The sequence below is a fragment of the Shewanella sp. A22 genome, from assembly GCF_053850585.1.
This window is the reverse complement of the sequence record NZ_JBSQBN010000025.1, coordinates 1-22,640: the sequence shown is the minus strand read 5'-3', so window position 1 is coordinate 22,640 and position 22,640 is coordinate 1. Positions and strand designations below refer to the sequence as shown.

Genomic DNA, 22,640 nt, shown 5'->3' with positions numbered 1-22,640 from the left:
AGAATGAACTCCCAACCGAAAAAGAGCAATAAAGCATTAATGGTCTTACTACTGGTATTTCTTTTACCAGTGGCCTTAGCCAAATTAGTGTTAAGCCTAGAACTATACAACGGTGGAGCAACTAACAAAGGGGCGTTAATCGCACCAGAAATTAACTATGCCAATTTAGCCATGGAAAACCCAAAACCTCATGCATGGCAAGTATTGTTTTTTCTACCAGAAACCTGCAATGAGCAATGCCAAGAACGGCTGTACATTTTGCACCAGAGCTATATTGCCCTAGGAAAAAATCGGGATCGTGTTACGCCTATTATTTTGGTCAATAGCCACAGTGACACCCAAATACTCAAACAATTAAATATCGCTTTTGACCAAGTAAACACCAATAAAGCACTTGCAGCGCTACTGGCCAATCAACAACTGATCATTGTCGATCCTCTCGGAAGCTTAGTGATGCAGTATGACAACGTGATAGGCCACGACGCTAATATTGCTCAGGGCAAAGCCATGATTGCTGACTTACGCAAAATGCTTAAGTTGTCGAGGGTAGGCTAATGGCAATACAGCGATTAATCAAATTCACCTTAGTGTTTACCTTGGCGGTTATTTTAATGGGCGCCTACACACGCCTGTCTGATGCTGGATTAGGTTGCCCAGACTGGCCGGGTTGTTACGGCCATTTAGCGGTGCCAAGCGCAAGCCATGACTTAGCCAAAATAGAAACTCGTTTCCCTGATGCTCAAATTGAGCCAGAAAAAGCGTGGCTGGAAATGATCCATCGCTATATCGCTGGTACTTTGGGCTTAATGGTTTTAGCGATTTTAATTTTATGCCTAAAACAGCCTCAAGCCCCCAAAAAACTGCCCATTTTTATTGCGGCACTGATTGTGTTTCAAGCTGCACTAGGTATGTGGACTGTCACGATGAAATTAATGCCAATAGTAGTGATGGCGCATCTTATTGGTGGTTTTAGTTTATTTGCCTTATTACTGCTGTTATATCTGCGGCTTAAACCTTTAAGGATCCCCGGAGGTGATGCCTATGCGCGTAAGCTCATTCCGTTAGCATTAGCCAGTTTTGGTGTGTTAGTTATTCAAATCATATTGGGTGGCTGGACCTCATCAAATTACGCCGCGCTTGCCTGTACCGCCCTGCCCATATGTGAAGGTAATTGGGTCGATAACTTACGTTTTGCCGATGCATTTTCACCATTTCAAGGCGACCACCCCAGTTTTGAATTTGGTGTTTTGGACTATGCTACACGAATGACCATCCATGTTAGCCACCGAATTTGGGCGGTTGTCACAGCCATAACCCTAATTATCCTTGCACTAAAATTACGCTTCGCACAATCACATATTATGCGCAACAGTGGTTATTTATTACTGTTTCTCGTCATCGCTCAAGTCGGATTGGGGATTAGCAATGTAGTGATGAATTTACCTTTAGGCATAGCAGTATCACACAATGGAGGCGCAGCCTTGTTGCTGCTTACCTTAGTCTTTATTAATTACGCCCTATGGCGTAAAGCATGAGTGAGGATCGACCATGACAAAACCTCTAACAATGAGTCAGGTTCAACCTAAAATAACCCTGCAATGGCGCGCTTATTTTGAAATGACCAAACCTAAAGTCGTAGCACTTATGCTACTGACTGTATTGGTCGGTATGTGTTTAGCCGTCCCAGGTATAGTGCCACTACAACCTCTGGTTGCTGGGATGGCAGGCATTGCAATGATGGCAGGCGCCGCGGCAGCGTTTAATCACTTAATTGATCGTAAAATCGATGGCTTGATGGCCCGAACTTATAATCGTCCGCTACCTAAAGGCAAAATATCAACCACCAAAGCGACCACATTTGCGGTGTCGCTCGGAGCGCTCGGTTTTGTGGTGTTATATACCTTAGTTAATCCCCTCACGGCTTGGCTGACCTTTGCCAGTTTAATTGGTTATGCCTTGGTGTATACCGCCTACCTTAAGCGGGCGACCTCACAAAATATTGTCATTGGTGGATTAGCCGGTGCGATGCCACCACTGTTAGGCTGGACAGCAATAACTAATGAACTGCATGGTTACGCTCTGTTGCTGGTTATTATTATCTTCACTTGGACCCCTCCTCATTTTTGGGCGTTAGCCATTCATCGCCGTAAAGAATATGCCAAGGTCGATATTCCAATGTTACCGGTTACTCATGGGGTTGAATTTACTAAAACCTGTATTTTGCTTTACACCATCTTATTAGCCATTGCTTGCCTGCTACCCGTTTTAGTCGGTATGTGTGGTCCAATATATTTGGTGGGTTCAACATTATTGAGTTGTGGTTTTATCTATAAGGCGTGGCAGTTAAAATTTCATGACTACCCAGAACTGTCCATGCAAGTATTTAAATTCTCCATTTATCATTTAATGATATTGTTTATTGTCTTATTAGTAGACCATTATTTTTGGGTAAACACTTAAATTAGAAAGGAAAAGATATTGAAAATAATAATAGCGGTGGGGCTAATATTATTAGCCTTGGCGGGAGGCGTCGTTTATCAACAGACGCAGACAGAACCTATGCCACTGGCGACCAGTTATGTATTTGAACAACAGCGCGCATTAGCACCATTTAGATTGGCAGACCAATACGGCAATGCATTTACTAACCAAACCTTGCAAGGCAAATGGAGCTTATTCTTTATTGGTTACACTGCTTGTCCAGATGTATGCCCTACCACGCTGAATAAACTTGCTGCCGCTTATCCACAACTGCAAAAAATTGCCAGCAATGTTCAAGTAGTGTTTGTGTCAGCCGATCCCAAACGTGACTCTCAAGCTAAACGTTTAGATTACATAAACTTTTTTAATAAAGAGTTTAAAGCAGTAAGTGCAGAACACGCCGACTTATTTCCGTTTAGCCGCGATTTAGGCTTTGTGTATGCCATGGTTGGAGACGACAGCGATTATCAAGTAGACCATAGTGCATCATATGTGTTGGTTTCACCAAGGGCAGAAAAGATAGCAGTATTTAAACCCAAACCACAACCTGGTCAACTCGCACAAATTCTTAATGCTGAACTCATTGCAGACTTTAGCCAAATCGTTCAATCTTGGCGCTAGCCGTTCACGTTATTCCCTTACTCAACGGGCCATTGGCCATTATCTTGCGGGCGGATCCACGCCTGTGAAAACCAATAATAGCCCGTTTTTGTTTTACTCGGTGCAGTGCAATTATAGCGCGAGCGTCCAGGGGCTAGATCTGATGATGCTTGAATTGAGAAGCGGTTTTCACTTAACCAAATCGGCTTTTTAGGCCCTTGCCCCTGGATAAAGCACATAACCTGATGAGGATAAATATCTTTAATATCAATAGTTAACATTAATTTTGGTCGCCATTTCCCTGTAGCCAGTAATGGATCGCTTATATTTTGTTTCATAACCGGCATCGGTAAACTGGAAAACTTAACCATTAAACTGGTTAAGTCTGCATACGCATTGGCCACCGGAAAACGCGGCAACGCTGTTAATGAAGAATATTCTCCCGCTGCACCAGATTGCTGACCAAAACCAACAAAACCATGCTTAGCCAATATAGCTTCCAATTTGCTGGTGTATTCACCATAAGGATAGGCAAACATTTTTACACTTTGGCCTGTACGTTTTAATATCTCAGCTTCCGTCGACAAAATATTAGCTTCTATGCGAGCTCGCCATTGGTCTTGGGTTTCTTTGCTTTGACGACGAATTAAATGTTCGTGTCCCCAGCTATGGTTTGCAATCGTCACCCCTTGTTCGGACAGTGCATTAATGTCTTGCCAACTCATCATGCCTTTATAACCTGCATTAATGGGCGCTACAGAAATAAACACCGTATATGGAAATTGATGAGAAGCTAAAATGGGTGCAGCATTGTTGATTATGCTGTCATATCCATCATCGAAGGTAATCACAATACGCTTATCGGCTATGGGCGTGTTATGCTTTATTGAATCAACAGCTTCAGTTAATGAAATCACGGTAAAATCATTATCCGCTAGGTACTGCATCTGTTCGGTAAACTGACTAGGCGTGACACTGGTACTTTTAGGCGTGTTCTCAGATACATGATGATATTGTAAAATGACCACTGCATTAGCATCACAATGCAATAGACCCAAACTGAATACCATCAACACTAACGCAATTCTCTTAACCATGATTATTCATACCTATGTCAGTTAGCACACTACTGTTAAATCGTCAGAAAAACCGGCAATTATTGGCATTAGCAACACCAATGATACTGTCTAATATCACCATCCCGCTACTAGGTTTAGTGGATACTGCGGTGATAGGCCACCTAGGACAAGCTTATTATCTGGGTGGTGTCGCGCTTGGCAGTACCATTATCACCTTGATGATTTGGCTACTCGGCTTTTTACGCATGTCTACCACAGGATTAGTCGCTCAAGCCTATGGTGCTAATGATACCTCAACTCAACATCAATTACTGATACAAGGCTGTAGCCTAGCATTAATCTTAGGCTTTACATGTGTGCTGTTGCAATCACCACTGCTCAATTTTGCGCTCAGCCTGAGTGATGCCAGTGAGCAAGTCATGTTTTACTGCCGACAATACGTCGAAATTCGAATTTGGTCGTTACCATTTGCCCTTGTCAATTTGGTATTATTAGGTTGGTTGCTCGGACGCCAAGCCCCAAAAGCAGCCATGTGGCAGCTTATTATCGCCAACAGCGCTAATATTATTCTCGATATTGTGTTTGTCATGGTATTTAAATGGAATGTACAAGGTGCAGCATTAGCATCCGTTATTGCTGATATCAGTGCTTTTTCTGTCGCGTTAATCATGGTTAAGCGCCAACTGATACATACTGGCGAACTGAAGATAAGCCAAATCATTGCTCATTTATCATGGCGTGGATACGCTCGCTTACTCACTTTAAACCGTGATATTTTTATCCGCAGCCTATGCTTACAAGCGGCCTTCAGTTTTATGACCTTCTATGGCGCCGGTTTAGGCGACAATATTATCGCCGCCAACGCGGTACTGCTTAATTTATTGATGTTGATATCTTATGCCCTCGATGGCATAGCCTATTATGCCGAAGCTGAAGTGGGGCGGGCATTTGGTAAAAAAGATCCCAAATTGCTTCATGAAAGCGTAGTGTTAGCTTTTTGTTGGTCTGCAATAGTAGCGGTTTTATTCAGCCTGCTATTTTGGCTAGCAGGGCCGTGGATCATTCAGTTATTAACCAATATAGAAGCGGTACAAGATGCCGCAAACAATGATTTAATATGGCTGATTTTTATGCCTATATTGGCATTTGGTTGCTACTTGTTTGATGGCGTATATATTGGCGCGGCTCGCGGAAATATTATGCGTAATAGTATGATAATCGCTACATTTGGAATTTACTTTCCATGCTGGTACTTATTGCAAGGATGGGGAAACGATAGTCTGTGGGCGGCAATGTCGGTATTTATGTTATGCCGCAGCCTTACCCTTGGCTGGCATTATTACTATAAGCTCAGGTTTCAACTGCTGACCACGTAATAGTATTTGTGGCTCACAATTGCTTCACTAAATGATCGCACTTTTCGCTTTAAGGCTGATGAGAATTTCAATTATGTTTCATTGAAATTCAACCTTATAAGCAAACATACGTAGTTTCGAAAGACTCGGCAGGCCAGTAAACTGTAAAAATTAAAATGGTAATATTGCATTAACCCAGCTAACCCATATTATGACAAATGAGAACACCATGACCCAAGAATTAATTATCACAGATATTGAAGTTGGCAGCGGAAAGGCCGCCGTTAAAGGCGCATTAATTACCACTCGCTATAGCGGTCAATTAGCCGACGGCAGCCAGTTTGATTCATCCGAGGCATTTCAGTGTGTTATTGGTACAGGCAGAGTCATTAAAGGCTGGGATCAAGGTATTATCGGTATGAATGTAGGTGGCAAACGAAAGCTATCTGTTCCGGCTCATCTAGCCTATGGAGATCGCCAGATTGGCGACCGTATCCCAGAAAATTCAGATTTGTTTTTTGATATTGCATTACTTGAAGTGCTAACACGAGACGACTAAATAACCTCATTAGGGATAACAAACTCCTCTAAAACAGCCCTTGCCTTACTAGGGTCTGTTGATCTTTGCAGGTTAAATTTTGTTCGAGATAAAAACGTTTTTAGCCGAACCCTTCGGGCAGCGTTTGTTGGTCATTTTTACTGCGTTATCGACTTTTTATGTAGAATAACTACACCACAAAGTCTCTGCCTTGTACAAATGACCAACCATTCGCTGCAAAAACAACCTTGAAAGATCAACAGGCCCTAATTGCGTTAAATGCACTTGTGATAAGTCAGGCCAGAGTTCAATATCAATAGACACTAAAACGCGACCCTAAATAAGGTCGCGTTTGTTGTATTACAGCGTCAAACTATCACATGATTAAGCGTATGAATGCTCACCATGTTGATGGTCAGTCACATCACGCACACCATTTAACTCGCCTGGGAACATATCTAATAGTTGTTTTTCGATACCATCTTTTAAAGTGATATCAACTTGAGAGCAACCGTTACAACCACCACCAAACTGTAATACTGCAACACCATCTTCGGTAATTTCTACCAGCATAATGTTACCGCCATGACTGGCAAGTTGTGGGTTAATTTCAGACTGAATAACATACTCAATACGTTCAACCAGTGGCGCATCACCAGCCACTTTACGCATTTTAGCGTTAGGTGCTTTTAAGGTTAATTGTGAACCAAGCTGATCGGTAACAAAATCAATGCTGGCATCATCTAAAAAAGGTGCGCTTTTTTCATCCACCATGGCACTGAAACCATTAAAAGGTAATTCAGTATCATCGGCTTCAACGGCATCAGGTGGACAATAAGACACTCCGCACTCAGCTTGTGCTGTCCCTGGGCTGATAACGAACACACGAATGTGAGTGCCTTCAGGTTGGTCGGCCAATAATTTGACGAAATGGGCCTGAGCTGTATCGGTAATGGTAATCATAAAAACCTGCTCCGTCAGGGTATACCTGACCAATTTAGTAAGAATTAGGCCTATGATACTCTGTGTTGCATTTGCTTTGTAGTGTCAGTGCCATTTGATCTCAAAAAAATGATCCAGTGCACCATTTTTACCACTTAAAAAATCGACTAGCCGCCATATCGAACACGTTGCGAGATATCATAGTTAGTTGTTTTTATTTATAAAAAATATTTTTATTACTCAAATCGAATTAATCTAACCTCAAATTAATTTAATCTAACAATCCCGGAGCCTCAGCACGAGCGAGGCACCACGTTTGCACGTGGACATATTGTGATCGAAATAATAATCCTATTTCATCAACCGTTGTTCCGGTAGTAACCACATCATCAATTAACGCAACACGTTGGTACGGTATTGTTTTTTGTAATGTAAATGCATTATGACAGTTTTTACGCCGTTGTTTGCCTGCTAAACCGGTTTGGGGCGCAGTATCAACCACCCGAATTAAACAACTATCGTCAAGGGGAATACCTGTCAATAAGCTTAACTCTTTCGCAATTAGCCAAGCTTGATTAAAACCCCGTTGCCGTAAACGATGTGGATGCAAAGGCACTGGAATTAATACCTGTGGCCGTTTGATAATGCCATGCTTAATTAATAATGCAATTCGGCAAGCTAATTGCTGAGTGATTGCATTAAGCGGTGCACATTGTTGTTGATATTTAATCGCCGCAATGAGAGGCCCGAGTCCTTGATGATAGCTGCAAGGGGCTACCACCACATTAGGTGTATGTTTAAGACATAAACCACAATAAGTCTGCAACTGCGAGATTTCTCGGCCGCAACCCAAACACACTTCATGTTGATACAAGCTCGACGCTAAACATACTTGGCAAACACCTGTGAGCACTTGATTAGGAAACAACTGCTGATAACCCGTTTGATCTATCCTTTGCTGGCACAGCAAGCAACGGTTGGGTAAACTACTGAATAAAGCCACTCTAATACGCTGAATACGCTTGATACATAAGCGCAATATCTGAATGATCTTGATTGGAACGTTCATTGGCGTCATTGGCTATTCATTCCATTAAATAGACTCAAAAAGAGGGTAACCGTGAGTTTTCCTGCGCTGCATATTGAAACTGTTGGGTCACAAGGCCCTGAAGTTGTGTTACTTCACGGATGGGGAGTGAACAATCAAGTTTTCAATCCATTAAAAAATGCATTACATCAGTATAGAGTGCATTACGTTGATTTGCCGGGTTTTGGCCTCAGCCCCAATATCGACGGCGACATAGATCAATGGTCGCAAGCACTGGCAGCGCAACTGCCACAACAAGCAATTTGGATTGGATGGTCGTTAGGAGGGTTAATTGCTAGTCAAATTGCCATTAACTACCCACAATCTGTGGCGTCATTAGTCACCATTGCCTCATCACCTTGTTTTATGGCCCGCAAACAAAGCGTCTCAAGCCCTTCTTGGTCAGGGATCCAGCCAGAAGTATTAGCGCAATTCTCAACACAATTGAGTCGCGATTTATCTCGAACCGTTGAACGTTTTTTAGCCATTCAAGCCATGGGAAGTGATAACCCCAAGTCCGATATTCAACAAATAAAAAACCTAGTATTGAGTAAACCATTACCAACACAGCAAGGTTTATCTCAAGGGTTAGATATGTTGGCAGAGGTGGATTTACGCCCTGCGACCGCTCAAATACAGCAACCTTGGCTGCGTATTTGGGGTAAATTAGATAGTTTAGTGCCGAGAAAAATCATTTCGTCATTGCCCAGCCGTGACAACATAGAAGATGTCGTAATAAATAAAGCATCCCATGCACCGTTTATTTCGCATCCAGATGCTTTTTTACATCATTTATTACCTTGGCTGGCAAAACGGCTAAAAAATAACTGAATTTTACTTTTGCCTTGAATAAATATTGGCTATAATTTAGTCAAGATTTCGAATGGGTAAGGTCCGCATGATAGTTACTACTCATTATCCACAAGTACCTTTAGCAACATCTAATGTTGCGACGGATCTTGCACGAGTGGACAATCAGCAAAAACCACCGATTATCCCACCTCAAGAGCCGACCAAAGGTCATGAAGAGCGTTCTTTAAATCCACAAAATGAACGGGCTACGGCTTACGTTGTCGCAGAAAAAAAACAACAGCAAGAACAAGCTAAACGACAACAACAAAGTGCCACCCAACAAGCGGTAGAATCTAAAGCCATTGCTGCTCCTGCAGCGATTAGGCCTCAAGCATTAAGAATAATCGCCAGCCAAACACCTGCATTGCAGCGTAAAGACATCCAGATAAAAACACAGGCTGCAACACCTAAAACCACACCAGAACCTCGTCAACGCCAATCATTAGACACTAGCGCTCCCACAGCAACTTATCAGCAATTTGGCCAGCGGATTGGTCAGTTTTATCAACAGCAATCCGCCCCAAATAACGAATCCCAACTAAAAATATTAGCGTGATCCTTCTGTTGCAGCCTTATCAAGAGGTGTCGACTTAACCACCGTATTTTCTGTTCGATATAGCATCTTGTTATATGCTAGGCTACCCCACAATGCCCAACCTAAAGCCGTTTCCGCTTGTGTTTCATCCAATGTTGTCGGTGTTAATGTTTCGGTAGCAAAGTCATATTTACAGCTTTCGGCTGGTAATTCGGGTTGTAAAATTGTCATTTTATCCCCCTCTAATAACGCAAAATTTTTATCATATTGCATCATCGCTCGACCAGGCCAAGAGTCAGCGACTTTGGTTAAATCACGTCCTAACATCGGATAGTTATCTGAAATACCCAATAAAGACACTAACGTCGGCGCCATATCAATTTGACTAACAACGCGATTATCCCTTTTGGGCTCAATCCCTTCACCTAAGATAAGCCCAGGAATACGAAAACGTGATACAGGCACCAGCGCAGCGCCACCAACTCGACTGTCATGATCGGCAACAATTAAGAATAAAGTGTCTTTCCAATAATCTGACTTCTTTGCTTTCTTAAAAAATTCACCCACCGCATAGTCAGCATATTTAACCGCATTACGCATGGTATACTGCGGTTGCTCATACAACTCAATACGGTCATCAGGAAATTCATAAGGATCATGATTACTAGAGCTAAATACTAAACTAAAGAATGGTTTACCTTCCTTATGCATACGTGAAAATTCTTCATCAGCTCTAAATAATAAATCTTCATCAGACACCCCCCAAGACGCCACAAACGCAGGGTTTTTATAATCACCTTGGTCAACAATATTGGTAAAACCATTGCCTAAAAAGAAGCTGCGCATATTATCAAAATGACTTTCACCGCCATAAATAAACTGTGTGGTGTAGCCATGTTGTTTTAATAAATCTGCAATGGTAAAGAAACCCGTTTGGCTCTTACCTAATTTAACCACTGCTCTTGCAGGTGTTGGAGTAAAACCTGTTGTAATAGCTTCAATCCCTCTCACAGAGCGCGTTCCGGTTGCATACAGTTTGTCAAAAAACCAACCTTGCGTGGATAACTCATCGATATTGGGCGTTAATGGTAAGCCCCCTAAACTCCCAACAAAACGGGCACCTAAACTTTCTTGCAAAATGATCACAAGGTTCTTTGGCTTACCGGTATAACTGGCTTGATTATATGACAACGAGGGTATTGTCGAAGAGGTAAATGCGCTGAGCGGACGGCCGCTTTCACGGCGAACAATGTCAATGACTTTATCGTCGGCGAGCTTGCCATACACTTTAGATGCATCGGCTTCATTCCCCATCTGCTTAATTGCAAAAATTAATGAAAATGAGGAATTAAGTACTAAAGAATTAATTAAAGGATCATCTGAAAATGCCACCAACGAAGGATTAAGCGGTCTATGTCCTAACGATGAACGAGCACCTAAAACAGTAATAACAATCACGATAACGCCAAGCACTGGGCGCCAATACCATTTTGGATAACGAATATACTGAGTAAGCTTACCGCTAAGCCACCAGCCACCCCATAAGGTACCCATGGTAATAACTGCAGATAATATCAGTTCCGCTTTACGTCCAGACCATAACATTGATAACACTTCTTTGGGATACACCAAATATTCAACATATAAACGGTTGGGTCTAAAGCCATATTCAGCAATAAATGACGGCGATGATGCTTCAAGAAAAACTACCACCCATAAGCCTAAGGTGAGCCACACGCGTAACACCACTAACCAAACTCGGCCAACAAGATGCTCACCAGAAAACACGACGGTTCCAAGAGCTGCTATTCCCCAAAGCCAGCATAATGAGGCAAAATCGACCCGTAAACCTTGTAATAAAATGTAACTCCATCCTTGGGCATCAGACACGCGATCGGCTTGCCATAAAGACAAACCAATCCGACTTAAACTCATCACAATAAGAGAAATAATGCTGAATATTGCAATTGCTTGAAATAAGTTTCGCTGAGTGTTGTTTATATAAAGCCCTCTCGAACTAGCACTATGCCCAAAGAAATTAACCGCCATTTGTACTCCAAAATTATTATTATTTTTATACTTTCATGAAAGTAATGCGCAACAATCCGTCCCAAATGTGACAACACTGTTATTGGGTATATAGGTTACTATGTGTATCTTATGGATAGCTTAAGCTTAGAGTATTACTATAATCCTTGTTCTTTCAGCCGTTTAGAAACCAAATTATGGTAATACTTTCAATACTTTTTATTGTGATTTAACAATAGAAAGATACGGTAACAAAATGCCTCTATGCTTCAGACCCTTGTAAGGGGATAAAGTTCTGGGCACAAGGCCGTATTTTAACATTTTATTTACAGACATGTTAAATCTCACTTTGCTTAATTAAGTCGCTGCATCGAGTTATTAAGTAGCCCTTTTGCACTGCGGAATAAGCAAACTAAACATGATTTTGTCTGTAGACACCAATTCAAACATAAACTCAAACCCATTCACTTTGGCAATGTTTTCAACGATAGCCAAACCGAGTCCGTGGCGATCACTATTTGAACGTGACTGTTCCGCTTGAAATAGCGGTAATGTGAGCTTTTCTAAATCATTCACATTGATACTGGTGACTAATTGGTTTTCAATGCTAAACCTTAAACCGTTATCATCAGCCACTAACTTAATGTGAATTGCTGATTTGGGCGGGCTGTAATATAACGCATTGTCGAATAAGTTGGTTAGGATCAAGTGCAAAGAAAACTCATCAATATGGTAACTTTTTTCACCAACACGGTTATCGACATGTAAACGAGAATGAATCGTTGCATACTTAAATGCTAGCTCTCCAATAACTTGCTCCAATAATGTACTGATATTGATATCTTGTCGGTGCAAGCTAATATTCTCAGACGAGGCTTGTTGCAATAACAATAGGTTATTAACTATTGTCTTCATCCGTAAACTAATATTAAGTACATCTTGTTTATAGCTTGCGCCAATACGTTGATCGTCTGGATATCGAATATAAATTTCACTCAAACTAATCAATTCACTAATAGGTGTTTTTAGCTCATGAGCAATATCGGCAGTAATACGCTTTTCCGTTTGTAAGTATTGCTGGCTGATTTTGACAAACTTATTAAGCTCATTACGAATAGGCTCTATTTCAAGATAGCGTTCTGATTCAGTAGACAAAGGAATGTGTTTTTGGGTGACATCGACACTTTTTAACGACATATTGAGGTCATTCAAAGGCGTTAAACCACGGTATATCACCTTCACTACAGCCCAGCGGATCAACACGATCACCAACAACAACCCTATGGTTAAACTCGAATCAATAATCACCAAAATTTGAGTTAAATCTTCAGTGGTAATTGCCACGGTTAACCACATGGGCTCAACCTTATCTGCCGTTAACCGATTAGCTTTCAGCACCTGTGGCTCAAAATACGCCACCATCGCCCGTCCGTCTCTTCCGTCGGGTAACACCACATCTGCAAAAAAGGTGCTATTAAGCGGTATGTCTTTTTTCAGTAAATCTACCCCCACAAAAGCACGTAACGATTCTGAACGCTCAAATACGCTCGAGCCTTGCCATAACTGGAAAAAACTCGCTTTAGTGGAAGTGCCAAATTCAGGCATAAATTCGCCAGCAAAATCAAATTCAGTGCCTTCTGGCGTCACTTTAACTAATGTCTTTAGGTAATTAGATTTGTCGGTCAATGCACTATCAAATTCAACATCAACCCAGTTATCAATGCTGATATCAATAGCCAAAAATACCAAGATCAAAATGGCCGTCACCACATAAGTCATGGTATTAACTAAATTATTGGTTAACGATTGCATTAATGTTCACCCACAAAATAGCCAAAACCACGTTTATTTTTAACCGGTAATGTCGCCCCAACTGCCTTAGCTTTTTTACGCACTGACGATAAATGCGCCTCAATCGTATTTTTAGATAAATGATTAAATGACCCAACCACCGCCTCACTAATTTGTTCAGGATTGAGCACTTGTTTAGGATGACTAAATAAGTACTCCACTATTTTGAACTCATTTTTAGTGAGGTCGATATAATGACCATTGACATGCAGTGACTTATTATTGGTATCAAGCACAAAGTCGGCAACACAAATCGTTTTACTCTGTTGATTCAAGCCGCCACGGCGACCAAGAGTCACTAGCCTAGCCTGTAATTCATCGAATGAAAAAGGTTTGCACAAATAGTCATCGGCTCCAGCCAGCAGCCCCGTGACTCGGTCTTCTGCTTGCGATTTAGCCGATAAAATAATCACCTTAGATTGGTTGCCTAATTTACGAACACTTTTAAGTAAACTCAGCCCATCGACATTAGGCAACATAAGATCCAAAATAATAAAATCATATTGGTTCGTAAGGGCCATGCTTAATCCCTCTGAACCATCACCGGTTTCATCAACGGTATAACCTAAATGATCCAACCCGACTCGAATGCCACGACGAAGCGCTTCAGAGTCTTCAATTAACAACACTTTCATTGAGTGTCCTTTATCATAATGACGCCTATATCCATGTCACGGTTGACGTTGCTTAAATGGAAAACCTTATAAGGTGCATAGTTTTTGCAGTACGTAACCCGAGAGCAGGTAAAGTCAATTAAGTGATCAGCGTTTCACTATGCCCATAATATCACCCACCAAACAATCGCTGCCATCAACATACTGATAAACACAAACGCAGAGGCAATATCTTTGGCTAAGCCCGACAGTGCATGAAACTCTAGCCCAATACGATCAACCACCACTTCTATGGCAGTGTTAACCAGTTCAGCAAACAAAACAAATAATAATGCCAACACAAGTATGGCTGATTGCGTCGCAGCAATATTCGCCATGCATGCATATATCGTTAACGGTATAAACAACAATAACTCTTGTTGAAATGCCGCTTCATTACGGCACATCCACTTTAGCCCATTAAAGGTATGCTTACAGGTGTATAATAACCGCATCATTCCATGGCGTTTAACCACAACCTTAGGCTGCTTTGTGGTCACATTATGTGTTGCACTATCGTCAGATGTGGATGATGAAACTAATGTCATGGGTATGTCCCTAGCTAATTTTACAATCTGTGGTGATATCTAACTTAGGATCGCGCACCGAACTGCTGACGCCGTAAAGCCCTAACAATGTATGGAACAAGTTGTCATGTGAATATTCGCCATTCCTTGCATGCTCTACAATACATGTACGATCAACTGCTTTGGCTTGTGTATAATCTTGCGGTAACCACATTAACCATGGCACATGGGTTTGTTGGCTTGGCGCAATGCTATAAGGGGTGCCGTGTAAATACATACCACTTTCACCCAGCGACTCACCATGGTCAGATAAATACACCAGCGCAACGTTATACTTGTCTTGATACTGCTTCAGTACATCGATGGTTTTGGCTAGTACAAAATCGGTGTAGGCAATGGTGTTGTCATACACATTGACAATTTCTTGGTCGCTGCAGTTTTCGATGTCACTGCGGCTACAAGCTGGACCAAACAGCGCTTTGTCTGCAGGATAACGCTGCCAATATGTTGGTCCGTGGCTACCTATTGTATGTAAGGCAATAAATTGATTATCTAACCCCTTACCAGATGCTGCACTGGCTTTACTGTTTTGTTGTAATTTTTGACTGAGTTTTTCGACTAGAATTTCGTCATAACAACTTAAACCATCACACAATGGATTTGGTTCACTCGGTGAAACATCACTTTTTCTAATACGAGCACCAACGCCTTTATCACCACCGTCATTCTCAAACCAAGTCACATCAACCCCAGCGGCTTTAATCACATCAAGTACATTGTTTTGCGCATCGGCAACTTCACGGTTGTAATTGCTATGGGTTAAACGGGAAAACATGCAAGGTAATGAATGCGCTGTTGCGGTGCCACATGACGACACATTTTGTAAGGCAATCATGCCAAGCTTTTCTGTATAAAGGTTGGTATTACGTTGATAACCGTTGTAAGCCATATTTTGTGCCCGCGCAGTTTCACCGACAACAAGCACCATAAGCGTTGGCTTTCCATTTGTGCTCTGCGTAAGCTGCGCGTCTTGACCAATAGGATTAAAAACTAACTTTTCTGTAAAATAGCGCTGGTTAAGGTACTTAGCGGTATTGAAAATATGTGCAGGGTTTATCATTTTATTAAGATATTTATTATTACGGCCAACCGATGCGTAATCTTTGTAAAAAAACAGCACCAACATCCCCAGTACCGCCAAACTGATCACCATAAACCCAATACGACGCAACACAGCTTTAGCCAATGAGGTTCCGCTGGTTACATTACTCCGATACAGTAATACCGACGGTAACACCCCAAACACCAATACATACCCAATAGAATGCAAATTGATGTATGAAATGGCTTCTCCCGAATTGGTCTCAAAAATATTTTCAATCATGCCGTAATCAAACATGACATTGTATTTTAACATGGCATACATAGCCGCAGATGATGTCAACAGTAATATGATCATCACGGGTTTAAACACAAACTTAAAAGCAAACAAACTGAATATCACCATAAAACAGCTTGTTAGCAAAATAGCTGGCGACAGAGAAAATAATACATGACCATCTGCCGATAATTGATAGATTTTACGAATTAACGGAAAATTTAACACCACACCAAAATACACGGCAATAATACAAGTCATCACCTCATAACTGATGTTTTTTGGGGTAATACGGGATAATGTTTGCGTTAATAATTTCAATGTTGCCACTCGCAATAAACTCGACTGGCGCTGATGTTGGGCTAAAAAACTTAAGGTTTACTGAATAAAAACTGAATTATTACTGCAGGGCGTTATTCAGTTTCAAAATACAAACATTAACTTGAAAAAAAGCCCTTAAACTTACGTTCAAGGGCTTTATCATCACTTTATTAGCTTGATGCGTGTTAGCACATCATCTATCGGTTATTTTTTGAGTTTGGCAAAAGCATCTGCAAATGCATTACCCATGGCGGCATTTTGCGGCGCTTTAACAGGCTTATTAGCCGGTTTATTATGAGCAGAACTCTTGGTATTAGTTGCAGATTTACCCGTTGCAGGTTTTTTCTGGTAACTATTTTGTGGTTTACCCTGCGACTGTCTAGTTGCTTTTTCAGTATCTATTTTTTCATCAAGACGCATGCTTAACGCAATACGACGACGCTCAATATCCACTTCCATCACTTTCACCTTAACCACATCGCCCGCTTTAACCACGGTATGAGGGTCGCTGACAAACTTGTCGGTTAACGATGAAATATGCACTAAACCATCTTGATGTACGCCTACATCAACAAAAGCACCAAAGTTAGTTACGTTGGTGACAACACCTTCTAAAATCATCTCAACTTTCAGGTGCTTTAACTCTTCTATACCGTCTTTAAAACTCGCCGTTTTAAACTCACCTCGAGGGTCGCGCCCTGGCTTATCTAACTCGGCCAAAATATCATTAATAGTTGGTACACCAAATGCGTCGGTAACAAAATCGGCAGCATTAATCTGTTTTAACAAATCACTATTACCAATCAGTTCAGTTAATGGCAATTGCTTAGCGCCAGCAATCGACTCAACTAAACTATAGGCTTCAGGGTGAACAGATGACGAATCTAAAGGATTATCACCATTGCGAATACGTAAGAAACCCGCCGCTTGTTCATAAGCTTTAGGCCCTAAACGTGCCACATTTAATAGCTGTTTGCGGTTAGTAAATTGACCATTGGTATCACGAAAATCAACCACATTTTTTGCTAACGTTTTGGTTAACCCTGCCACTTGCGTTAATAACGGTGCCGATGCCATGTTTAAATCAACACCGACAGCATTAACACAATCTTCAACGACGGCATCGAGCGACTGCGATAGCTGGCTTTGGCTTACATCATGCTGATATTGGCCTACGCCGATCGCTTTAGGCTCAATTTTTACCAGTTCTGCCAGCGGATCTTGTAAACGGCGGGCAATCGATACTGCACCACGAATTGACACATCAAGGTTAGGAAACTCATTTGCAGCAAACTCAGAGGCCGAATACACAGATGCCCCCGCTTCACTGACAATCACTTTGGTTAATGTCGGGTTGGTTTCTTTTACTGCGGCAATTAATTCGCCAGTCAGCTTGTCGGTCTCACGTGAGCCAGTGCCATTACCAATCGCAATAATTTCAACCTTGTGCATCGTCACTAAGTTACTCAAGGTGCGAATTGATTTATCCCACAAATTTTGCGGTGCATGAGGGAAAATAGTGGTGTGTGCCACGAGTTTGCCAGTGTTGTCTACAATCGCGACTTTCACACCTGTACGGATCCCAGGATCGAGTCCCATAGTCGCTTTAGCTCCCGCAGGTGCCGCCATTAATAAATCACCCAAGTTACGGGCAAACACTTTAATGGCTTCTTCTTCCGCACTTTCACGCATTTTAGCAATAAACTCGGTTTCCATTTGCAAGGCAACTTTAATCCGCCAAGTCGAGGTCACTACGGTTTTTAACCATTCATCAACACTAGAGTTAGTTAGGGCCAAGTTAAAGTGATCACTAATAATCACTTCACAATAACTGCCTTCTGTTGCCTGAGTATCAGGATCGGCGTTCATCGACAGGCTTAACACGCCTTCGTTACGACCGCGCAGCATGGCTAAAGCACGATGAGATGGGATTTTGCTCATTAACTCATTGTGTTCAAAATAGTCGCGAAATTTAGCGCCTTCTTTCTCTTTACCTTTCACCATGCGGCTTTCAAGCACCGCTTGCTGTAATAAATGCTGGCGTACTTTACGTAGCAACTCTGCATCTTCGGCAAAGCGTTCCATTAAGATATAACGAGCTCCATCAAGTACCGCTTTAGCGTCAGCAAATCCTGCTTGTGGATTAAGAAACTCAGCAGCCTTAGCATCTATATCTAATTGGCGATTGGCTAACACGGCATCGACTAGCGGCTCAATACCGGCTTCGATGGCTATTTGGCCCTTAGTGCGACGCTTTGGTTTGTATGGCAGGTATAAATCTTCAAGGCGGGTCTTGCTGTCTGCATCATTAATCGCTTGAGATAACACAGGCGTTAACTTACCTTGCGCCTCAATACTCGACAAAATCACTTGGCGGCGGTCGTGTAACTCTCGTAAATAGCCTAAGCGAGAAAACAAGTTACGCAGCTGTGTATCATCTAAGCCACCAGTGGCTTCTTTACGGTAGCGCGCCACAAACGGTACGGTTGCACCATCATCTAAAAGTGCAATGGTCGCTGTGACCTGTTGTTCACGAACATTCAGTTCTTGAGCGATAATCTGGGCAATATTATGCATAATCAATCGAATTCGACATGGTTTAAAATAAAATTATGCCAAAGATACCATAAAGACCACTAGTTCGCTGCTAGTACGAAAGGCTTTATGATGACTTTATAGATAATCGACAAAAAGAATGTATCATCTGGCATGAAGTGCTAAAACACAGATGTTAATATTTTACAGCATGATATAAAACCTCACTGTTCTTCGACCACATTAAAGAGTAAACCGCGTGAAAACTAAGCTAATCACTTTAGAAGGCTACAACAAACTCAGGCTTGAACACGACTATTTGTGGAAAGAGAAACGCCCTGAAGTCACTAAAATTGTCACTTGGGCTGCCGGCCTCGGAGACCGTTCTGAGAACGCAGACTACACTTTCAACAAACGCTTATTAAGGCAAATTGATCGCCGAGTTCGCTATTTACGCAAGTTATTGCCAGAACTCAAAATCGTTTATTACGCACCGGAGCAAGAAGGCAAAGTGTTTTTTGGTGCAACGGTAGAAATTGAGAACGATGCTGGTGACATTAAAACCTTTAAAATTGTCGGCCCAGAAGAGATTTACGACGAACATAAAGACTACATCTCTATCGACTCGCCCATGGCTCGCGCGTTACTCAAAAAAGAAGTCGACGACGAAGCGGTAGTCAGCACGCCCCAAGGTGATAAAACTTGGTATATCAATAAGATTGTTTACGCTAAAGATTAACAACACATATGCAGTGCCATTGAATGGTCGCAAATCTTGCTGTATTTACCCTTGGATCACTTGCTTGTAAATTTTTTGCCATCACATTGCGTAAAAAATCACTGAGCAAGCCCCAATATTGTCGGTCTAATTCAGAGCGAACAGAGATGCTCAACCAGCATGAGTCCTTACAATGGCAAATTGAATGTCAGTTTCCAAGCGGCTTCTTTATTTAAAATTAAACGACATGTTGGAGCTATTTTGAATAACACTAAAGGTAGCCTTTATATGGTTGCGGCAATGGCGGCATTTGCCATTGAAGATATGCTCATTAAATCGGCGGCAGAAACCACGTCTTTGGGGCAAATTCTCGCGCTATTTGGCCTAGGTGGCATGTTGATTTTTATGTTACTGATCCTGCGCAGAAGAGAAAGGATTTTCCATCCAGCCATATTGTCTGCCCCCATATTACTTCGCGCTATTTGTGAGATTGTCGGCCGTTTTAGCTTTGCGTTAGCAATCACCTTAACCCCATTATCAAGTGCATCCGCTATTTTACAGGCGACTCCGTTAATTGCTATGGTAGGCGCGGCATTATTGTTCGGCGAACAAGTAGGAGTAAAAAGATGGCTTGCGGTATTAGTTGGCTTTGTCGGTGTGTTGATGATCATTCGCCCCGGACTTGAAGGTTTTGAGGCCACATCGTTATTGGCGGTTATCGCAACGCTAGGTTTTGCAGGTCGCGATTTAGCCACTCGAGCTGCGCCACCAGGATTATCTAACATGCAACTTGGGGTATATGGCTTTTTTGTATTAATTCCAGCAGGCTTAGGCATACTGATATATCAACATGAACCATTACAACTTAGCTCTGCGGCTGCAATACAGATTGTTGGAGCCATCATTTTTGGTGTGGCTGCCTACAATGCGCTAACGATTGCGATGCGAGCTGGCGATGTCTCGGTCATTGCACCGTTTCGTTACACCCGTTTATTATTCGCCTTAGCCTTGGGGATATTTATATTTGGAGAATCGCCAGATTTAATGACCCTATTGGGCAGCTTACTGGTGGTATTAAGTGGTGGCTACACACTCACTCAAACACGTAAAACCGTTGCCACGAGTGTGGGCAAACATGGTGCATAATGCTGGCAAGATAGTTAACATCGAATGGGAAAAGCCAGTGATACGCCAACATCAATCACTTATTCACTGGTGTAATTTGCATTTACTCAGGTAACCGTCAAGGCCTATAACAATCTAGTACAAGTTAAACTTCGTTAAGGTTTGTCATATCGTTCACATTTTTAACATTTGCAATAACATGTAACTCAATAGCTTGAGTTAAGTCACTAACAGAAAATACATTGTGATATACCTTCCAATGGCGAATGACAAAAAACAATTGCCTAAATCCATGGGGAGAAAACACAATGTTTTATATACACATGCTGCTTTTATTAGCGGTAATATTTGTTGGTATACGCCATGGCGGTATCGCCTTTGGTCTGCTGGGTGGGTTAGGTGTTTCGGTACTCGCATTTGTTTTTGGCATTGCCCCTGGTACACCACCAGTCAGCGTAATGTTAATCATTCTAGCGGTAGTGGCAGCCTCGGCAACGTTAGAAGCCACTGGTGGTTTAAAGCTGTTGGTAGCGTTTGCTGAAAAACTGTTACGTAAGCATCCTGAACATATCGTCTTTTTAGGCCCTCTTTGTACTTATTCGTTAACGGTATTGGTTGGTACAGGCCATTCTGTTTATCCACTACTTCCTGTTATTTACGATGTATCATACAAAAAAGGCATCCGACCTGAGCGTCCATTGGCAATGGCGACGGTAGCATCACAAATGGGCATTACCGCCAGTCCTATTGCTGCTGCGGCAGCGGTAGTACTTGCCACAGCAGTTGATAACAATCTCGATATTAGTTTAATTGATGTATTAATGGTAACCATTCCAGCAACATTAGCAGGGTTACTACTAGCGTGTACTTGGAGCTTAAAACGCGGCAAAGATTTAGATAAAGATGAAGAATTTCAAGCCCGCCTTACCGATGATGAGTTTCGTGAATCATTAATTGATCCAACCTCTGACAAAGCTCAAACACCTGAAGCCAAAGCCACTGCTAAGAAAGGCTTAATCGTATTCTTACTCGGTATATTTGCTGTCATCATGGTGGCAATGTTTAGTAAGCAAATTCTGCCAGCGGGCGTAAAAATGTCGGTCGCCATTCAGTTTATGATGTTGTCAGTGGGCGGTATAATACTGCTAGCCACTAACGTGTCACCGAAAAAAATCGCCACCAGTAATGTATTTACAGCCGGTATGACCGCAGTGATTATCATCTTCGGTATTGCATGGATGAGTGACACCATTATTAGTCACCATAAAAGCTATCTGGTTAGCGCGGTAAGCGACATTGTCAGCGTGTACCCATGGACATTTGCAATCGCGATGTTTGTGTCATCTATATTCTTAAAAAGTCAGGCTGCAGTATTAACCATTATGTTGCCATTAGGGTTTTCACTCGGGATCCCTGCACCAGTATTAATTGGTGTGCTGCCTGCGTGTTATGCCTATTTCTTCTTCCCATTCTATCCAAGCGATTTAGCTGCGATTAGTTTTGATAGAACCGGCACCACACACATTGGTAAATACGTACTCAACCACAGCTTTATTATTCCTGGCTTTATTGGCGTAGTAACCGCAACATTTGTGGGTTACTTTATATCGATGGCCATTAACTAATCTCAACTTATGTTTTGATTTGGGCTTTGAATAAAGTGATAAACCGCTAGTGACTCACTAGCCCCCATAAAAATGGCAGCCAATATGGCTGCCATTTTTGTTTTTAATTATTGAGAAGCTAAGTTCTAAGACTTATAAAACTAAGATTATCTAACCTGAACCCTGGATAAGATATGCATTTATAATGATAAAAATCAATATATTAAACTCAACCTACTTTCAAGCGTGTAATTTTTTTTACTAATCAAGGCGAATTAACGCGTCAATAGCTAGCCTATTGCAAGTTATACCAATCCCATTAAATATCTGGTCAGTTCAGAGTCTCTCAGGTTTTTCAATTCAAGGCACATTGATGTAGAAATGGTTGTTCCCTTTTAAATCGATGTAACACAGAAGTGGAATACCTGAGA

At 41.8% G+C, this 22,640-nt stretch carries 20 protein-coding genes; 11 read left to right on the top strand and 9 right to left on the bottom strand.

The features are described 5' to 3' along the window. Positions 1 to 3: 3 nt before the first annotated feature. Genes ACWXWT_RS06745 through ACWXWT_RS06730 form a run of 4 tightly spaced genes read left to right on the top strand, consistent with a single transcriptional unit; the run spans position 4 to position 3,102 of the window. Positions 4 to 555 (top strand): hypothetical protein, encoded by a 552-nt coding sequence (locus ACWXWT_RS06745; RefSeq protein WP_456040851.1) that lies wholly within the window; start codon positions 4 to 6, stop codon positions 553 to 555. Then, a complete protein-coding gene (locus ACWXWT_RS06740; RefSeq protein ID WP_456040850.1) occupies positions 555 to 1,535 on the top strand; it encodes a COX15/CtaA family protein in 981 nt (326 codons plus the stop codon). Before ACWXWT_RS06745 ends, ACWXWT_RS06740 begins: the two co-directional genes overlap by 1 nt. Positions 1,536 to 1,548: 13 nt before the next feature. Further along, a complete protein-coding gene (gene cyoE / locus ACWXWT_RS06735) occupies positions 1,549 to 2,460 on the top strand; it encodes a heme o synthase (RefSeq protein ID WP_456040849.1) in 912 nt (303 codons plus the stop codon). Between the two features lie 15 nt (positions 2,461 to 2,475). Continuing rightward, positions 2,476 to 3,102, top strand: coding sequence for an SCO family protein (locus ACWXWT_RS06730; protein ID WP_456040868.1), 627 nt, complete (start codon positions 2,476 to 2,478; stop codon positions 3,100 to 3,102). A 17-nt stretch (positions 3,103 to 3,119) separates the two neighbouring features. Here ACWXWT_RS06730 and ACWXWT_RS06725 read toward each other — a convergent pair whose 3' ends face one another. Beyond that, positions 3,120 to 4,178 (bottom strand): polysaccharide deacetylase family protein, encoded by a 1,059-nt coding sequence (locus tag ACWXWT_RS06725; RefSeq protein ID WP_456040848.1) that lies wholly within the window; start codon positions 4,176 to 4,178, stop codon positions 3,120 to 3,122. Positions 4,179 to 4,192: 14 nt separating this feature from the next. Between ACWXWT_RS06725 and ACWXWT_RS06720 the strand changes: the two genes are divergently transcribed. Further along, positions 4,193 to 5,536 (top strand): MATE family efflux transporter, encoded by a 1,344-nt coding sequence (locus ACWXWT_RS06720; RefSeq protein ID WP_456040847.1) that lies wholly within the window; start codon positions 4,193 to 4,195, stop codon positions 5,534 to 5,536. Positions 5,537 to 5,744: 208 nt separating this feature from the next. Next, on the top strand, positions 5,745 to 6,074 hold the full coding sequence (locus tag ACWXWT_RS06715; RefSeq protein ID WP_456040846.1) for an FKBP-type peptidyl-prolyl cis-trans isomerase: 330 nt from the start codon (positions 5,745 to 5,747) through the stop codon (positions 6,072 to 6,074). Positions 6,075 to 6,437: 363 nt separating this feature from the next. On the opposite strand, the gene nfuA is transcribed toward ACWXWT_RS06715, so the two are convergent. Then, positions 6,438 to 7,016: a Fe-S biogenesis protein NfuA gene (gene nfuA, locus ACWXWT_RS06710; protein ID WP_456040845.1), complete on the bottom strand. Its 579-nt coding sequence runs from the start codon at positions 7,014 to 7,016 to the stop codon at positions 6,438 to 6,440. 250 nt (positions 7,017 to 7,266) lie between these two features. Then, complete coding sequence (locus ACWXWT_RS06705; RefSeq protein WP_456040844.1) at positions 7,267 to 8,073, bottom strand: ComF family protein; 807 nt, start codon at positions 8,071 to 8,073, stop codon at positions 7,267 to 7,269. Between the two features lie 42 nt (positions 8,074 to 8,115). On the opposite strand from ACWXWT_RS06705, the gene bioH reads away from it, so the two are divergent. After that, positions 8,116 to 8,913 carry a pimeloyl-ACP methyl ester esterase BioH gene (gene bioH / locus ACWXWT_RS06700; RefSeq protein WP_456040843.1) on the top strand — a complete coding sequence of 266 codons (798 nt, stop codon included), beginning with the start codon at positions 8,116 to 8,118 and terminating at the stop codon, positions 8,911 to 8,913. 67 nt (positions 8,914 to 8,980) lie between these two features. Further along, the gene (locus tag ACWXWT_RS06695) at positions 8,981 to 9,490 is read left to right on the top strand and encodes a hypothetical protein (protein ID WP_456040842.1); all 510 of its coding nucleotides are present in this window, start codon (positions 8,981 to 8,983) and stop codon (positions 9,488 to 9,490) included. On the opposite strand, the gene ACWXWT_RS06690 is transcribed toward ACWXWT_RS06695, so the two are convergent. From ACWXWT_RS06690 to ACWXWT_RS06665, 6 genes are all read right to left on the bottom strand, one after another. Next, on the bottom strand, positions 9,482 to 11,518 hold the full coding sequence (locus ACWXWT_RS06690; protein ID WP_456040841.1) for an LTA synthase family protein: 2,037 nt from the start codon (positions 11,516 to 11,518) through the stop codon (positions 9,482 to 9,484). The two genes, ACWXWT_RS06695 and ACWXWT_RS06690, sit on opposite strands and share 9 nt — an antisense overlap. A gap of 357 nt (positions 11,519 to 11,875) precedes the next feature. Beyond that, positions 11,876 to 13,309 (bottom strand): sensor histidine kinase, encoded by a 1,434-nt coding sequence (locus ACWXWT_RS06685; protein ID WP_456040840.1) that lies wholly within the window; start codon positions 13,307 to 13,309, stop codon positions 11,876 to 11,878. Beyond that, the gene (locus ACWXWT_RS06680; protein ID WP_456040839.1) at positions 13,309 to 13,983 is read right to left on the bottom strand and encodes a response regulator transcription factor; all 675 of its coding nucleotides are present in this window, start codon (positions 13,981 to 13,983) and stop codon (positions 13,309 to 13,311) included. Before ACWXWT_RS06680 ends, ACWXWT_RS06685 begins: the two co-directional genes overlap by 1 nt. Before the next feature lie 137 nt (positions 13,984 to 14,120). Next, a complete protein-coding gene (locus ACWXWT_RS06675) occupies positions 14,121 to 14,459 on the bottom strand; it encodes a diacylglycerol kinase (RefSeq protein WP_456040867.1) in 339 nt (112 codons plus the stop codon). Positions 14,460 to 14,559: 100 nt separating this feature from the next. After that, positions 14,560 to 16,227, bottom strand: a complete 1,668-nt coding sequence (locus ACWXWT_RS06670) for a phosphoethanolamine transferase (protein ID WP_456040838.1) — start codon at positions 16,225 to 16,227, stop codon at positions 14,560 to 14,562. A 204-nt stretch (positions 16,228 to 16,431) separates the two neighbouring features. After that, entirely contained in the window at positions 16,432 to 18,804 is a 2,373-nt protein-coding gene (locus ACWXWT_RS06665; RefSeq protein ID WP_456040837.1) for a Tex family protein, read from the bottom strand. A gap of 217 nt (positions 18,805 to 19,021) precedes the next feature. Between ACWXWT_RS06665 and greB the strand changes: the two genes are divergently transcribed. From greB to ACWXWT_RS06650, 3 genes are all read left to right on the top strand, one after another. Continuing rightward, positions 19,022 to 19,501 carry a transcription elongation factor GreB gene (gene greB / locus ACWXWT_RS06660; RefSeq protein WP_456040836.1) on the top strand — a complete coding sequence of 160 codons (480 nt, stop codon included), beginning with the start codon at positions 19,022 to 19,024 and terminating at the stop codon, positions 19,499 to 19,501. A gap of 267 nt (positions 19,502 to 19,768) precedes the next feature. Then, entirely contained in the window at positions 19,769 to 20,626 is an 858-nt protein-coding gene (locus ACWXWT_RS06655; protein ID WP_456040866.1) for a DMT family transporter, read from the top strand. Between the two features lie 287 nt (positions 20,627 to 20,913). After that, complete coding sequence (locus tag ACWXWT_RS06650) at positions 20,914 to 22,230, top strand: anaerobic C4-dicarboxylate transporter (RefSeq protein ID WP_456040835.1); 1,317 nt, start codon at positions 20,914 to 20,916, stop codon at positions 22,228 to 22,230. The last annotated feature ends 410 nt before the right edge of the window (positions 22,231 to 22,640 follow it).